At 65.8% G+C, this 13791-nt stretch carries 17 protein-coding genes; 11 read left to right on the top strand and 6 right to left on the bottom strand.

Annotation, left to right across the window (positions count from 1 at the left end; translation table 11 throughout):
- The 4 genes from purS to Q7T84_RS02475 form a co-directional block, all read left to right on the top strand.
- Positions 1-95, top strand: a 95-nt coding sequence (gene purS, locus Q7T84_RS02490) for a phosphoribosylformylglycinamidine synthase subunit PurS (protein WP_304806074.1), incomplete at its 5' end; no start/stop codon positions are given.
- The gene (locus tag Q7T84_RS02485; protein WP_304806072.1) at positions 92-472 is read left to right on the top strand and encodes a hypothetical protein; all 381 of its coding nucleotides are present in this window, start codon (positions 92-94) and stop codon (positions 470-472) included. The genes purS and Q7T84_RS02485, both read left to right, overlap by 4 nt.
- A 72-nt stretch (positions 473-544) precedes the next feature.
- Complete coding sequence (gene purQ / locus Q7T84_RS02480) at positions 545-1207, top strand: phosphoribosylformylglycinamidine synthase subunit PurQ (RefSeq protein WP_304806070.1); 663 nt, start codon at positions 545-547, stop codon at positions 1205-1207.
- 247 nt (positions 1208-1454) lie between these two features.
- Positions 1455-2726: a cytochrome P450 gene (locus Q7T84_RS02475; protein WP_304806069.1), complete on the top strand. Its 1272-nt coding sequence runs from the start codon at positions 1455-1457 to the stop codon at positions 2724-2726.
- A gap of 20 nt (positions 2727-2746) precedes the next feature.
- On the opposite strand, the gene Q7T84_RS02470 is transcribed toward Q7T84_RS02475, so the two are convergent.
- Positions 2747-3148 carry a hypothetical protein gene (locus Q7T84_RS02470; RefSeq protein WP_304806068.1) on the bottom strand — a complete coding sequence of 134 codons (402 nt, stop codon included), beginning with the start codon at positions 3146-3148 and terminating at the stop codon, positions 2747-2749.
- Positions 3149-3229: 81 nt separating this feature from the next.
- Positions 3230-4123 carry a DMT family transporter gene (locus Q7T84_RS02465; RefSeq protein WP_304806067.1) on the bottom strand — a complete coding sequence of 298 codons (894 nt, stop codon included), beginning with the start codon at positions 4121-4123 and terminating at the stop codon, positions 3230-3232.
- Between the two features lie 119 nt (positions 4124-4242).
- Between Q7T84_RS02465 and Q7T84_RS02460 the strand changes: the two genes are divergently transcribed.
- Positions 4243-4791 (top strand): hypothetical protein, encoded by a 549-nt coding sequence (locus Q7T84_RS02460; protein WP_304806064.1) that lies wholly within the window; start codon positions 4243-4245, stop codon positions 4789-4791.
- A 3-nt stretch (positions 4792-4794) separates the two neighbouring features.
- Here the strand turns inward: Q7T84_RS02460 and Q7T84_RS02455 are convergent, their stop codons facing one another.
- On the bottom strand, positions 4795-5262 hold the full coding sequence (locus Q7T84_RS02455; RefSeq protein WP_304806063.1) for a hypothetical protein: 468 nt from the start codon (positions 5260-5262) through the stop codon (positions 4795-4797).
- A gap of 146 nt (positions 5263-5408) precedes the next feature.
- On the opposite strand from Q7T84_RS02455, the gene Q7T84_RS02450 reads away from it, so the two are divergent.
- Entirely contained in the window at positions 5409-6428 is a 1020-nt protein-coding gene (locus tag Q7T84_RS02450) for a DUF2804 domain-containing protein (RefSeq protein WP_304806061.1), read from the top strand.
- An 8-nt stretch (positions 6429-6436) separates the two neighbouring features.
- On the opposite strand, the gene Q7T84_RS02445 is transcribed toward Q7T84_RS02450, so the two are convergent.
- Complete coding sequence (locus tag Q7T84_RS02445) at positions 6437-7717, bottom strand: MFS transporter (RefSeq protein ID WP_304806059.1); 1281 nt, start codon at positions 7715-7717, stop codon at positions 6437-6439.
- Between the two features lie 135 nt (positions 7718-7852).
- Here Q7T84_RS02445 and Q7T84_RS02440 point away from each other — a divergent pair, with 135 nt between their 5' ends.
- Positions 7853-8995: an aminotransferase class I/II-fold pyridoxal phosphate-dependent enzyme gene (locus tag Q7T84_RS02440; protein WP_304806073.1), complete on the top strand. Its 1143-nt coding sequence runs from the start codon at positions 7853-7855 to the stop codon at positions 8993-8995.
- A gap of 3 nt (positions 8996-8998) precedes the next feature.
- Here the strand turns inward: Q7T84_RS02440 and Q7T84_RS02435 are convergent, their stop codons facing one another.
- Both Q7T84_RS02435 and Q7T84_RS02430 read right to left on the bottom strand, forming a co-directional pair.
- Entirely contained in the window at positions 8999-9112 is a 114-nt protein-coding gene (locus Q7T84_RS02435) for a hypothetical protein (RefSeq protein ID WP_304806057.1), read from the bottom strand.
- A gap of 37 nt (positions 9113-9149) precedes the next feature.
- Complete coding sequence (locus tag Q7T84_RS02430) at positions 9150-9485, bottom strand: hypothetical protein (RefSeq protein ID WP_304806056.1); 336 nt, start codon at positions 9483-9485, stop codon at positions 9150-9152.
- A 48-nt stretch (positions 9486-9533) separates the two neighbouring features.
- Here Q7T84_RS02430 and Q7T84_RS02425 point away from each other — a divergent pair, with 48 nt between their 5' ends.
- The 4 genes from Q7T84_RS02425 to purL form a co-directional block, all read left to right on the top strand.
- Complete coding sequence (locus tag Q7T84_RS02425; RefSeq protein WP_304806054.1) at positions 9534-9830, top strand: hypothetical protein; 297 nt, start codon at positions 9534-9536, stop codon at positions 9828-9830.
- A 199-nt stretch (positions 9831-10029) separates the two neighbouring features.
- Positions 10030-10269, top strand: coding sequence for a hypothetical protein (locus Q7T84_RS02420; protein ID WP_304806053.1), 240 nt, complete (start codon positions 10030-10032; stop codon positions 10267-10269).
- An 84-nt stretch (positions 10270-10353) separates the two neighbouring features.
- Positions 10354-12444, top strand: coding sequence for a catalase (locus Q7T84_RS02415; protein ID WP_304806051.1), 2091 nt, complete (start codon positions 10354-10356; stop codon positions 12442-12444).
- A gap of 341 nt (positions 12445-12785) precedes the next feature.
- The coding region (gene purL, locus Q7T84_RS02410) for a phosphoribosylformylglycinamidine synthase subunit PurL (RefSeq protein WP_304806049.1) at positions 12786-13791 on the top strand (1006 nt) is incomplete at its 3' end.

The raw sequence follows: 13791 nt of genomic DNA, 5'->3' as shown, positions 1-13791 counted from the left end.
GCGACCAGGCCGCCGCCGAGACGCAGGTGAAAGCCATGTGCGAGAAGCTGCTCGCCAACACGGTCATCGAAAGCTACCGAGTCGAGGTGGCGTGAGGGGTTCGGCGCTCCTCGCGCTGATCCCACTCCTCGTCCTTGGGGCTTGCGCGCCGGAACCACCGCCGGCGCGCCAAAGGCTGGCGCTCGACTGCGGCCTCTCCTACGAGGCGCTCGCCGCCAAGGTCCTTGCCCAGCCGGGACTGAAGCCCGCGCCGCAAGAGCGCGGCGAGCCCTATCGCTTCTACAATATGGAAGGCGGCGGCGAGGCGTTCGTCCTCACCGAGCAGGGTGCGCCCGGCCATCCGGCGGTCTTCAAACAGGAAGCCGTCCAGGAAAACGGCGCCAAGGTCATGAAGAACACCGGCTGCCCGTATGGCGACAAGGCTGGTTTTGACCAGGTCATGGCCTATCTGCAGAGCCTCAGCACCAGATGATCGGCCCTATCCCCACGGATGCGTCACATCCGCCTCTCCCCTTTTTCGACGAAATCGCCTAGAGAACCGCGCATGAAAGCTGCCGTCATCGTTTTCCCTGGTTCCAACTGTGACCGCGACTGCAAGGTCGCCATCGAGCGCTCGACCGGCGCCAAGGTGGACATGGTCTGGCACGGCGAGACCGCCCTGCCCCAGGGCCTGGATCTGATCGTCCTGCCGGGTGGATTCTCCTACGGCGACTACCTGCGCTGCGCCGCCATGGCCGCGCTCTCGCCGGTGATGACCGAGGTCCGGGCCGCGGCCGAACGTGGCGTCGCCACCGTCGGTATCTGCAACGGCTTCCAGGTGCTGACCGAGTCGAAGATGCTGCCGGGCGCCCTGCTGCGGAACGAGAAGCTGAAATACGTCTGCAAGCCGGTCGGCTTGGAAGTCACCAACGCCCAGACCCGCTTCACCGCCGCCTATAACGGTCGTCGCGAAGTCGAGATGACGGTCGGCAATGGCGAGGGCAACTTCTTCGCCGACGAAGAGACGCTGGACCGGATCGAGGGCGAGGGTCAGGTGGTGTTCCGCTACCTCGACAATCCCAACGGCTCATCGCGCGCCATCGCCGGCATTATCAACGCCAAGGGCAATGTCCTGGGCCTCATGCCCCACCCCGACCGCGCCTTCGAAGAAGAACTCGGCTCGGCCGACGGCGCCCTGTTGTTCCAGAGCGCGCTCGCCAGCGCCTAGCGTTCCCCTCCCGCTCGTCATGGCCGGCCTCTTGCGCCGGCCACCCATAGACACCGCCGTCCGGTTTCGACCTCGATAGCTCAGCGCGTATGGATCACCGGGACAAGAGCCCGATGATGACGGTCTTGGGTGGGTTCGCCGCCCCCGCGCCCGTAAATATCTATCAAAACAGCGTTCGGTTCTTCCTACTCGTCGCCAACGAGAACAAGGCGCGCCCTCGAGGCGGCGCCCTAAGGGAGGACGGACCATGAGCGACGGCTCCATCGACATCGCCCAAGAGGCGCGCCGGCAGGTCAACGACGTGCCGCTGGACCAGTTGAACCCAGCTCAGCCCGAACTCTTCAGCGGCGACGCCATGTGGGAGCACTTCGCGCGCCTGCGCCGCGAAGCCCCGGTCCACTTCACCGCCGACAGCGACTACGGCCCTTATTGGTCGATCACCAAGTACAACGACATCATGGCCGTCGACACCAATCATCAGGTGTTCTCCTCGGCCGATGGCATCGTCCTGCAGAGCCTGGAATCCAAGGCCGAGAGCGCTGGACGCCCAACTCGGCCGTCCTTCATCGCCATGGACCCGCCCAAGCACGACGTTCAGCGCAAGGCGGTCAGTCCAGCGGTGGCCCCCGCCAACCTCCATCTCATGGCCCCGGTGATCCGCGAAAGGGCCGGCGCGATTCTCGACGGTCTGCCGATCGGTGAGGAATTTGATTGGGTCGACCTGGTCTCGAAAGAGCTGACGGCCATGACGCTCGCCACCCTCTTCGACTTCCCCTTCGAGGATCGCCGCAAGCTCACCTATTGGTCGGACATGATGACTAACCCGCCCGGCCACGGGGTCTGCGAGAGCTGGGAGCAGAAGCGCCGGGAGCTCGGCGAGTGCTTCGACGCCTTTGACGGCCTGTGGAACCAACGCATCAACGCCCCGCCGCAGTCCGACATGATCTCCATGCTGGCCCATGCCGAGGCCACCCGGGACATGGATCCCAACGAGTACCACGGCAACGTCACCCTGCTGATCATCGGCGGCAACGACACCACCCGGAACACCATCTCCGGCTCGATCTACGCCCTGAACAAGAACCCGGATCAGTACGCCAAGCTGCGGGCCAACCCAGGGCTGATCAACTCCATGGTGTCGGAGACCATCCGCTGGCAGACGCCGCTGGCGCACATGGCCCGCACCGCCACCCAGGATATCGAGTTCGGCGGCAAGCTGATCCGCAAGGGCGATCGGGTGGCCATGTGGTACGTTTCGGGCAACCGCGATGACGAGGTCATCGCCAACCCGAACAGCTACATCATCGACCGCGAACGGCCGCGCAACCACATGTCCTTCGGGTTCGGTATTCACCGCTGCGTCGGCAACCGCCTGGCCGAACTGCAGCTCACCATCATCTGGGAAGAGATCCTGAAGCGCTTCCCAAGCGTCGAGGTGGTGGGCGAACCGCTGCGCACTCACTCGGTGTTCGTGAAGGGCTATGAGACCCTGCCGGTGATCATCCCCAACCGTAACTGATCGAATGGGGCGGCGACGGACTAGTCGTCGTCGCCCTCTTCGTCGCCGATCGCCTCGGTGACGAGCTTGCGCCACACCGGATCGGTGTCATCGACCAGGTCGACGTCCTCAAGCAGGGCGACCGCGCCGCCGCCGTCCGGGGTGACGAGGCCCAGCACCTCCATGGTCTCGCCATCCTCGGTGTCGTGCGCCTCGGCCTGGACCACGATCGCGGCTTCCTCGCCGTCGTCGGTCCACCAGATCACTGGCTGCGGCAGCTCCATGTCGATGGGCCGACCGTTTTCGGTGTCGCCCAGCGCGAAGATCGCCACGCGCCGCTGAACATCGTCCAGGGTCGCCAGGGTCCCGACGAAAGGCTTCAGCCGCGTCCAGTCATCGACGTCGAAGCCGGTGTCGTCGAAGCTCGGTTGGTCGTCCGTCATCGGCCCTGGTCTCCATGTCGCGATAGCGACGTATCATGCGATCCGCCACCGGGGCTCAAGCCCCGATTGTCCTAGGCCGGTTCAAGCCGGCGTCGGCGGAATGGCGGGGAGTTCGGACGGCGGCGAATGCTTCTCGCCGAGCACCACCACGAAACTCCCGACGAGGATCAGCAAGCCGCCCGCGCCCAGCGCCAGCGTCAGGTGATCGCCGAACATCAGCACTCCAATGGCCGCGCCCATCAGCGGCTCGATATTGATGAAGACCCCGGCGCTGGCGCTGCCTACCCGCGCCGATCCGAACTGCCAGGCCGCTGTCGCCAGCAGGGTCGAGAACACCCCCTGCCCGACGATGCCGGCCCATGCCCCCGCACTGAGATCAAGCCTGGGCGGGCCATGCATGACCAGGGCGATAGGCAGGATGGTCGCCGCCGCCACGACCACGGTGACGGCCGGGATGGCCATGGGGGCGGCCGTCTCGGGGGCTTTGCGTAGAACAAACAGCCAGGCCAGAAATATGAGCAGCGCCGCCAGCGACAGCACCACGCCGAGCGGCGTTCCGGCGGTTCCCGGCTTTCCGGCGATCAGCACCGCCCCGAGGGTCGCGGCGGCGACGCCCGCCCAGGACGCCGGGCCGACCCGCTCGCCTAGGAACCTGGCGCTGAGCGCGATCAGGGCGGGCATCACCCCGACCAGCAGCGCGGCGAGCGTGACACTGACCCGCGCCAACCCTTCGAACTGCACCAGGAAGGCGACGCCGTAGAGCGCCCCGGCCAGCAACACCACCGGCGAGCGGAACAAGGCGCGCGTCTCGCGTCCCCGCAGGGCGAAGGGTAGCGCCACCAAGGCCGCCACCGCAAAGCGCAGCAGCACCACCTGCGCGGCGTCCGTCTCGCGCAGCGCCAATTTGCCCAGCGGAAAGCCCAGCCCCCAGAAGACACCGGCGGCGGCGAGCGCAAGAAAGGCGAGGCGTTTCATTCCGGCTTCCTGAAGCATTCGCCCCACGAAGGCGATAGCGGCGGCCTGCTCCAACCGCGTTGGTTGTCAAACCTGCCCCCCTGCGATCTAGTCCCTAGGTCGGGGCGCGGAGAGATAGCATGGCCGAGAAAATGACGAACTTCGTCGCCGAGTGCCGCGCGCTTCGGACGCAGCCAGATTGGCCCGCGAAAGTCGCCAGCGCGATGAAACGGCTGCTGGCCGCGGGGGACTTGAGCACTGAACTCCGCAGCGAGTTAGAACCGGGCCAGCTAGCGAAGATCTATGTCCAGTCGCCAGACCTGACGATCTACTCGGTCTGGAGTGAGGGAGGACTGCGCGGTCCGCCTCATGACCACGCCACCGACGCCATTATCGGCCTGGTCGAAGGCGTCGAGCAGTACAAGACCTATGAACTGAATGGCGAGCGCTGCGTCGAGACCGGGCTCAAGCGCGTCACCGCGCCAGCGGTGGCCGTCCTTGGCCAAGAAGCGATCCACGCCATGTGGAACGAACCAGGCGAGACAGGCCTATCGCTCCACGTCTATGGCAACGCTCATTTCGAAGCGCCCGACCGGCGGATGTGGAACCCCGACACCTACGTCGAAACCGCCTTCGACCACCGCCAACAGTTCAAATGGACCAAGGAGCTCACGGCCGCGGCCGGCTAGACCCTAGTGGACCGTGGTCAGAGCCGCCTCATCGTCCCACATCCGCACCGGCATTGGGAAGCCGGCGTTGTCGAGCGCGACGTTCAGGGTTCTCGCCAATAGGACCGGCGCCTTGCAGGATTTCACCAGCGGCCCCAGCAATTGCATCGCGATGTCCGGCGCAGCCCGCGCCAGCCCGCAGGCCAGGACCACCCGCTGTTCGTCGTAGGAATAGCCGCCACACGCCACGCAATGGACCTGCATGGCTCGCGCGGCCTCGCGCTCAATGGTCTCCATCATCGCCACGAACACCGAGGCCACCGGCCGTGATGCGACATGGGTCAGGCTCGGACGGATCAAGGCGCGGGGCTCCTCCCCCTCCATCCTGGCCCTCGCCCAGGTGCGCAGACCCGCAAGGATAAGCTGTTCGGAAAGCGCCAGCCCAGCGGGCCCGATCCGCAGACTGGCGGCGGCGAGAGGTCCGGGTCTCATATGCGACGATCCTTATTTGCGAATGACTCGCAATATCGATAAGCCTCCATGCCGGGACGGTCAATGCCTAGGCTTTGTCATGACGCCCCGTCATGCACTAAGCATCGTCTCGCCCCAGAGAAGGGGAGCGGCGCAGGGGAGCGGTCATGCAACATCGGATGGGTGTCGGAGAGCTTCTGAACGCCGACGGGACCTTGGTCGAGCGCGGCTGGGCCAGCGAAGAGGTCCGGCGATACGATCGCTCGGTGCTGACCTCCCCCGATCCGCGCATCAAGGAATGGGACTATTACTGCGTCCTGACCGACACGTTCGGGATCGCCCTAACCGTCGCCGACAACGGCCACATGGGCTTCCTAGGCGTCTCTTGGATGGATTTCCGCGAGCGGACCTTCGTCAATGGCGGAGTCGGGACGCCGGCCCCCAACGGCGCCATGGCGTTGCCATCCAGCGCCGACGCCGGAGACATCGTCCAGGTCCACCCCAAGATGCAGCTCGCGTTTCGCCATGAGCCCGGCGGGCGGCGTCTGGCCATCGACGCGCCGGGCTTCGACAAGGGCCAAGGCCTGTCCGGCGAGCTTTGGCTGGCTCAGCCGCCTATGGACCGCATGGTCATCGCCACCCCGTTCGCCGAGGTCCCGGAGGCCTTCTACTATAACCAGAAGATCAACTGCCTGGCCGCCACCGGGCACATCGACTACGCCGGCCGCCGTTATGAGTTCGCGCCCGAGCAGGCCTTCGGCGTGCTCGACTGGGGCCGAGGGATCTGGACCTTCGACAACACCTGGTACTGGGGCTCGGCCTCGGGCCTGGTCGAGGGCAAGCCGTTCGGCTTCAACATCGGTTACGGCTTTGGCGACACCTCGGCGGCCAGCGAAAACGTCGTCTTCTTCGACGGCAAGGTCCACAAGCTGACCGACCTGAAATTCCACCTGCCGCAGGACGGCTACGACACCGGCCCCTGGCGGTTCACCTCCAGCGACGGGCGCTTCGAAATGACCTTCGAGCCGATCGTCGATCGCCACGCCAGCTTCGCGATGGGCGACATCAGTTCAGCCCAGCACCAGGTGTTCGGACGCTTCTCCGGTCACGTCGGACTAGACGACGGATCACGCCTGGAGGTACGCGACCTCATCGGCTTCGCCGAAGAGGTCCATAACCGCTGGTGAGGATCGCCTCAGTCGTGATGCTCGTTCTTGAGCATCGACAGCGCCACCAGGCTGATGAGGGCGGCGACGCCCAGATAGATGCCCACCGGGACCAATCCGCCCTGGCTCGATAGAGCCTGGGCGACCACCGGGGTCAGGCCGCCGCCGATGATGCCGCCGACATTGAAGGCCATCGAGGCGCCGGTGTAGCGCACCCGCGCCGGGAACAGGCCCGGCAGGAAGGCGCCCAACGGCCCGTAGACGAAGCCCATGGTCAGCAGCGCCAACGATAGGAAGGCCCAGCTCAAGAACAGCGAGTCGGCGCCCAGCATCGGCGGCAGCAACACGCCGACGACGATCGCCATCAAGCAGCCGGCCATCAATACGCGGCGGGGGTTGGTCGCGTCGGCCCAATAACCGGCGATGACGATGCCGAGCGCCATGAAGCCGATGGCGCCCAACTGAACGCCCAGGAAGGTCTCGCGGCTGTGCCCAAGGGTCTGGACGCCGTAGCCCAGCGCGAAGGCGGTCGCGAGATAGAAGACGGCGAAGCAGGCGACCACCGCGAAGGTGCCGGCGATGGTCGGCATCAGGTGCCGCTGGAACAGCTCGGCCAACGGCACGGCGGGCGGCTTTTCCTCCGCCAAGGCCTTGGCGAAGGACGGGGTCTCCGTGAGTCTCAACCGCACCCATAGGCCGACGCCGACCAGCAGGATGCTGCCCAGGAACGGGATCCGCCAGCCCCAGGCCTGGAACTGCTCGGGCGTCAGCATCATGCCCAGGATCAGGAACAGGCCGTTGGCGGCGATGAAGCCGACGGGGGCGCCGAGTTGCGGGAACATGCCGTATCGCGCGCGCCAGCCGGGGGGAGCATTTTCAACCGCCAGAAGGGCCGCGCCGCCCCATTCGCCGCCGAGGCCGAAGCCCTGGCCAAAGCGCAGGACGCAGAGCATGACCGGTGCGATCCATCCGGCCATGGCGTAGGTGGGCAGGAAGGCGATGGCCACGGTCGATCCGCCCATCAGCATCAGCGAGGCCACCAGGGTCGACTTGCGGCCGATACGGTCGCCGTAGTGCCCAAACACCACCGCCCCCAGCGGCCGGGCGAAGAACGCCACGGCCATGGTCGCGTAGGACGACAACAGTTGCATCGATGGCGAGGCGGAGGGGAAGAACAGCGGGCCGAACACCAGCGAGGCGGCGGTGGCGTAGATGTAGAAGTCGTAGAACTCGACCGCCGTGCCGACCAGACTGGCCGTCAGGACTCTCCGCGTAGACGGTGGCGTCACCGCCGCTGAACTGTTCGCCATCGTTTTCCCCGACCCTTTTGTGCGGACGGCTTCGCGCCTGAGACGGCGCAGGTCAAGTCGCCAAGACCGTATCAAGCGCCGCCGCGACCGGGAGCCGCGCTTGCCTTGGCCGCCCGCCTCGGCCAGATGGTCGCCATGTCCTCCATGATCGAACCCTTCCACGCCATCGCCATCAGCGGGCTCGCCCACCAGCTTAAGAGCGAGGGGCGCTCGGTCATCCATATGGAGTTCGGACAGCCTTCGACCGGCGCGCCGCGCGCGGCCATCGAGGCGGCCCACAAGATCCTCGACAATGATCCGATGGGCTATTGGGAGAGCCCGGCGCTCAAGACGCGGATCGCTCAGCACTACAAGGAGACCTACGGGGTCGAGGTCGCGCCGGGCCAATTGATCCTGACCTGCGGCGCCTCCCCGGCCCTGGTCCTGGCGCTATCGTCCTGCTTCTCGCCGGGCGACCAGATCGCCTTGGCGCGGCCGGGCTACGTCGCCTACCGCAACACCCTGCGGGCCCTGCACATGGTTCCGGTGGAGCTCGAGTGCGGACCTGAGGAGCGATTCCAGCTCAGCGCCGCGCGGCTAGCGGCGCTCGATCCAGTCCCGGCCGGGGTGATCCTGGCGAGCCCCGCCAATCCGACCGGCACGATCATTCCGGCCGGCGAGTTGGAGGCCATCGCCCAGGTCTGCCGCGAGCGCGGGATCAAGATCATCTCCGACGAGATCTATCACGGGCTCAGCTATGTCGAGCCGGCCCGCTCGATCCTGGAGTTCGAGCCGAACGCCCTGGTGGTGAACAGCTTCTCGAAATACTTCAGCATGGCCGGTTGGCGGCTGGGTTGGCTGCTGAACCCGCCAGAGCATGTGGAGCGGGCGCGCGCCTTCATGGGCGCGCTATTCCTGACCCCACCGTCGCTGGCCCAGCACGCCGGCCTGGCGGCGATGGACAGCCGTGACGAGTTGGAAGGCCATCTGGAGGTCTACCGGGCTAACCGGACCCTGCTGCTGGACGCCTTGCCCGCGCTCGGCCTCGACGCCATCGCACCGCCTGACGGAGCGTTCTACATCTATGCCGACGTCGGTCATCTGACGCACGACAGCCTGGAGTTCTGCCAGACCCTGCTACGCGACACCGGGGTCGCCACGGCCCCCGGCATCGACTTTGACCCGGTCGAAGGCGGTCATTTCATCCGCATGAGCTTTGCGGTCTCCACCCGGGAGATCGAGGAAGCGCTGGCCCGGCTGAAACCCTGGTTCGCGACCCGCGAGCGCCTCGCCACCTGACCCCTATTTCTTGGGGGTGATCGGAGACAGGAAGGATTTGGTCGTCTCGGTGGGCTTTTCTTTCGCGGTCTTCGGCTTTCGGACTTCGCGATTGCTCTTCTTTTGGCCCTTGGCCATGGCGCGTTCCTTTCAGGAAACGAGACGAATTTTAAGGTCAGTCTTCAGTCGTGCGAGCTTCCGCGGAGGCGGCGAGCGCCAACTGGGAACGCTTGCGCGTATAGGTCTGGTCGGTGGCGAAGGCGCTGACCGCGCGCCGGTGATGGCGATCACGCTCCAGCGAATGGAAGTGTTGGCGCAGCAAGCGGAAGACCCAGACCTCGACCCCGATCTCGTCGCTGGCGGCCAGGGCCGATGTGCGCGCAGCGGCCAGGGTTTCGCTCACCAAGGCCTTGGCCTCATTGGCGTCGCGCGTCATGCGGTTCGCCCACTCGAGCAGGCGTGGCTCCAAGGCCTGGATTTCCTGGCGGCGTTCTGGCGACAAGATGCTCATGAAACCGCCCCGTGGCCCTTGGCCTGCTGGCGAAGAGGACCTTCGTTGATGAGCGTCATGTTCGAAGCTTTCCGGAGCGAGAGCGAAGACACGCGACGCGTGTCGGTTTGCACCCTTCCCGACCCGTCGGCCGGCATCCATGCCCTGCCATACCACGCGGCGGCCCCGATTTCGCGCATTATCGATAAAACGTCGAGTGATCGGGGCGCCGCTAATCTCGAACTGGCCACCGCGAACCACAGAATTCCGACAACAATCGCCTCCGCGATTTCTCTCCAACTCGGCCTTCCCGAAAATAAATCAAACCTTGGAATTGGTCCTATGCGCGCCCAAATGGCGGTTTAACTGGCGCGAGGTGCGATAAAGCCCCATAATTACCAAGCGCGCCGTCGAGTCCGCACCGCTTGGCAGGCGGTCGATCTGGTCCGACGCGGCGCCCCTTAGAGTTCAAGATGCCTACCCTATTTATCGCGTCCGCCGCCTGTGTCCTGGCGGCCCTGGCCGTTTCCGCCGTCTTTTCGTTCCGCCGACCGGGACGTCGGCGTTGAAGGCGCTCAAGCGCCCAGCGGCGCGGGTCTGCACCTTCCGGGCCGGCCTTCGAGGCGGCGTCTGGCAAGTGACCCGTGACTACGTCTTCCACGGCGAATACCCGACCCGCGAGGATGCCGCCGAAGGCGCCTGCAACGCCGCGCGCACGCTTGAGGCCAGCGGTGGCGCGGCCCGCGTCCTCGCCACCCCAGGCGACACGCTGATTCCTCACCAGAGTCCTCGCGCCAAGCCCTAACCCCGGAACGGCGCCGATAGGAGGAACCTTCGCCACCCCGAGTGGTTGAGCGCTCATCTCCTATCAGCACTGCGAGGACGGGCCATGGCGACGCGAGAGGGTTACGACACCGACGTGGGCAATGGGGGGGAAACTCACCAGCACGTTCCCGTCGAGAGCTCCCACAAGCCCGAGGATCACCTGACCACCAATCAGGGCATCCGGGTCTCCGACAACCAGAACCAGCTCAAGGCCGGCGACCGCGGCCCGGTGCTGCTGGAAGACTTCGTCCTGCGCGAAAAGATCTTCCACTTCGACCACGAGCGGATTCCAGAGCGCATCGTCCACGCCCGCGGCTCTGCCGCCCACGGCTATTTCGAGCTCTTTGAGTCCCTGGCCGACATCACCAAGGCCGATATCTTCCAGCGGGCCGGCGAGAAGACGCCGCTGTTCACCCGGTTCTCCACCGTGGCTGGCGGCGCCGGGTCGGTTGATACGCCTCGCGACGTGCGCGGCTTCGCGGTGAAATTCTACACCAAGGAGGGCAACTGGGATCTGGTCGGCAACAATATCCCGGTCTTCTTCATCCAAGACGCCATCAAGTTCCCCGACCTGATCCATTCGGTGAAGATGGAGGCGGACCGCGGCTTCCCGCAGGCCGCCAGCGCCCACGACACCTTCTGGGACTTCGTCGGACTGATGCCCGAAACGACCCACATGATCATGTGGGCGATGTCTGACCGCACCATTCCGCGCTCACTGCGGATGATCGAGGGCTTCGGCATCCACACCTTCCGGTTCGTGAATGCGGCCGGCGCCTCGACCTTCGTGAAGTTCCATTGGAAGCCGAAGCTTGGCCTCCAGTCGACGATCTGGGACGAGGCGGTGAAGCTCGCCGGCGCCGATCCCGACTTCCATCGCCGTGACCTGTTCGAGGCGATCCAGCGGGGCGACTTCCCCGAATGGGAACTGGGCATCCAGACCTTCGACGAGGCGTTCGCCGATAGCCTCCCCTACGACGTTCTCGACTCCACCAAGATCATTCCAGAAGAGTTGCTGCCGGTGCGCATCGTCGGCCGCATGGTCCTGGACCGCTGGCCAGACAATTTCTTCGCCGAGACTGAACAGGTCGCCTATTGCCCGGCCAATGTCCCGCCCGGCATCGACTTCACCAACGACCCGCTGCTGCAGGGCCGGTTGTTCAGCTATCTCGACACCCAGAAGAGCCGGCTGGGCACCGCCAATTTCCATCAGATCCCGATCAACGCGCCCAAGTGCCCGGTGATGAACTTCCAGCGCGACGGGCAGATGCAGATGCTTCAGCCCAAGGGCCGCGCCAACTACGAGCCCAACAGCCTGGGCGAACACGGCGAGATCGGTGGGGTGCGCGAATGTCCCGCGACCGGCTTTGCGACTTACCCAGCCACGGAATCCGGCGACAAGCTTCGGATCCGCGCCTCCAGCTTCGCCGACCATTACAGCCAGGCCCGGCTGTTCTTCCGCTCGCTCGACAGCGCTGAACAGAGCCACCTCGCCTCGGCCATCGTGTTCGAGTTGTCCAAGGTGTCGATCGAGGCGATCCGCACGCGGGTGCTGAGCAACATCGTCAACGTCGATCCCAGCCTGGCCGCGCGCGTCGCGGCAGGCCTGGCCATGGATCTGCCCAAGGCTTCGGAGCCGGCGGCGCCGGTCCAGGATCTCGACCTCTCGCCCGCCCTTCGCATCATTCGCGGGCCTCTTGAAAAGGAAACGTTGGAAGGGCGTTCCGTCGGAATCCTCATCGCCGATGGCTCAGACGTCAGCGTTGTCGATACCCTGGTGAAGGCCGTCACCAAGGCTGGCGCCCGACCCGTCGTGATCGCCCCGAAGGTCGGCGGTGTGAAGATGTCGGACGGGTCCCTGCGCAAGGCCGACGGACAACTCGCCGGGACGCCCTCGGTGACAGTGGACGCCGTCGCCCTGGCCCTCTCGAGCGAGGGCTGCGCGGCCCTGCTCAAGGAGGCCGCGGCGATCCAATTCGTCATGGACGCCTTCGGCCACCTCAAGGCCATCGGCGCCAGCGAGGCGGCCAAGCCGCTGCTGGACAAGGCCGGAGTCGTCGCCGACGCCGGGGTGACCGGACTGGACGAAGCCTTCGTCCGGGCCGCTACGCGACGCTACTGGGACCGCGAGCCGAAGGTCCGAACCCTGGCGTAACCCCGTCCCGTCAGGCCGCGGGTCGCCGCTTCAAATTCCCCCGCACGGGCGCGTAGTTTGCCCGGCGGGGTAGGTGCGGAGGACATCTAGTGGACCGGCGCTCGCTCATTTCTATGACCACTGGCGGATGGGTCTGGGCGGTCCGTCCTATAGCTACCGCTGGCTACGTTACGGCCCCGACCTGCTGCTGGTCGAATCGCCACCGGCCGGATCGTCGACGTCGTCTATGGGCGCCTTCCACTGAGGTTTGGACGCTGTCCCGGCGCGACGCGCCGCCGCAAGACGCGTTCGAACGTCTCTGCCCTATCGCCTGACGCGCCGAGTCCGGCTATTACGCGCGCATGAGCGCTCAGCCTGCAAAGACCCTCCGCGAAACCGCCGCCGAGTACGGCCTGAAGTCGGAAGAATACGACGTCATCCTGCAACGCCTGAACCGGGAGCCGAACCCGGTCGAACTGGGCGTGTTCTCGGTGATGTGGAGCGAGCACTGCTCCTACAAATCCAGCAAGAAGCACCTGGGCAAGTTCCCGACCACCGGTCCCCGCGTGATCTGCGGACCAGGTGAAAACGCTGGCGTCATCGACATCGGCGACGGCCAGGCCTGCATCTTCAAGATGGAGAGCCACAACCACCCGTCCTACATCGAGCCCTATCAGGGCGCGGCGACGGGCGTCGGCGGCATCATGCGCGACGTGTTCACCATGGGCGCGCGTCCCATCGCCCTGCTGAACGCCCTGCGCTTCGGCGACCCCAGCCATCCGAAGACCAAGCGCCTGGTGTCGGGCGTGGTCAGCGGCATCGGCGGCTATGGCAACTGCGTGGGCGTCCCCACGGTCGCCGGCGAGACCAACTTCCACCGTGGCTATGACGGCAACATCCTGGTCAACGCCATGTGCGTGGGCCTGGCCGACGCCGACAAGATCTTCTATTCGGCCGCCCCCGCAGCGGGCCTGCCGGTCGTGTACTTCGGTTCGAAGACCGGCCGTGACGGCATCCATGGCGCGACCATGGCCTCGGCAGAATTTGACGACGCCTCGGACGAGAAGCGCCCGACGGTTCAGGTCGGCGACCCCTTCGCTGAAAAGCTGCTGATCGAAGCGACCCTCGAGCTGATGGCCTCGGGCGCAGTGGCCGCCATTCAGGACATGGGCGCGGCGGGCCTCACCTCATCGTCGGTCGAGATGGCCGGCAAGGGCGGCGTCGGCATCGAGCTGGACCTCGACATGGTGCCCCAGCGCGAAGAGGGCATGAGCGCCTACGAGATGATGCTGTCGGAAAGCCAGGAGCGCATGCTGGCGATCCTGAAGCCAGGCCGCGAGGCCGATGGCCAGCGCATCTTCGAGAAGT

Source organism: Phenylobacterium sp., from assembly GCF_030654915.1.
Lineage (GTDB): Bacteria > Pseudomonadota > Alphaproteobacteria > Caulobacterales > Caulobacteraceae > Phenylobacterium.
The sequence above is the reverse complement of the archived record's forward strand: the minus strand, read 5'-3'. Positions and strand labels throughout refer to the sequence as shown.

What these genes read in the sequence shown, in the direction of transcription:
- purQ (WP_304806070.1), top strand. Translation starts at nt 545, where the DNA reads ATGAAAGCTGCCGTCATCGTTTTCCCTGGTTCCAACTGTGACCGCGAC.
- Q7T84_RS02475 (WP_304806069.1), top strand. Translation starts at nt 1,455, where the DNA reads ATGAGCGACGGCTCCATCGACATCGCCCAAGAGGCGCGCCGGCAGGTC.
- Q7T84_RS02470 (WP_304806068.1), bottom strand. Translation starts at nt 3,148, where the DNA reads ATGACGGACGACCAACCGAGCTTCGACGACACCGGCTTCGACGTCGAT.
- Q7T84_RS02465 (WP_304806067.1), bottom strand. Translation starts at nt 4,123, where the DNA reads ATGAAACGCCTCGCCTTTCTTGCGCTCGCCGCCGCCGGTGTCTTCTGG.
- Q7T84_RS02460 (WP_304806064.1), top strand. Translation starts at nt 4,243, where the DNA reads ATGGCCGAGAAAATGACGAACTTCGTCGCCGAGTGCCGCGCGCTTCGG.
- Q7T84_RS02455 (WP_304806063.1), bottom strand. Translation starts at nt 5,262, where the DNA reads ATGAGACCCGGACCTCTCGCCGCCGCCAGTCTGCGGATCGGGCCCGCT.
- Q7T84_RS02450 (WP_304806061.1), top strand. Translation starts at nt 5,409, where the DNA reads ATGCAACATCGGATGGGTGTCGGAGAGCTTCTGAACGCCGACGGGACC.
- Q7T84_RS02445 (WP_304806059.1), bottom strand. Translation starts at nt 7,717, where the DNA reads ATGGCGAACAGTTCAGCGGCGGTGACGCCACCGTCTACGCGGAGAGTC.
- Q7T84_RS02440 (WP_304806073.1), top strand. Translation starts at nt 7,853, where the DNA reads ATGTCCTCCATGATCGAACCCTTCCACGCCATCGCCATCAGCGGGCTC.
- Q7T84_RS02435 (WP_304806057.1), bottom strand. Translation starts at nt 9,112, where the DNA reads ATGGCCAAGGGCCAAAAGAAGAGCAATCGCGAAGTCCGAAAGCCGAAG.
- Q7T84_RS02430 (WP_304806056.1), bottom strand. Translation starts at nt 9,485, where the DNA reads ATGAGCATCTTGTCGCCAGAACGCCGCCAGGAAATCCAGGCCTTGGAG.
- Q7T84_RS02425 (WP_304806054.1), top strand. Translation starts at nt 9,534, where the DNA reads ATGAGCGTCATGTTCGAAGCTTTCCGGAGCGAGAGCGAAGACACGCGA.
- Q7T84_RS02415 (WP_304806051.1), top strand. Translation starts at nt 10,354, where the DNA reads ATGGCGACGCGAGAGGGTTACGACACCGACGTGGGCAATGGGGGGGAA.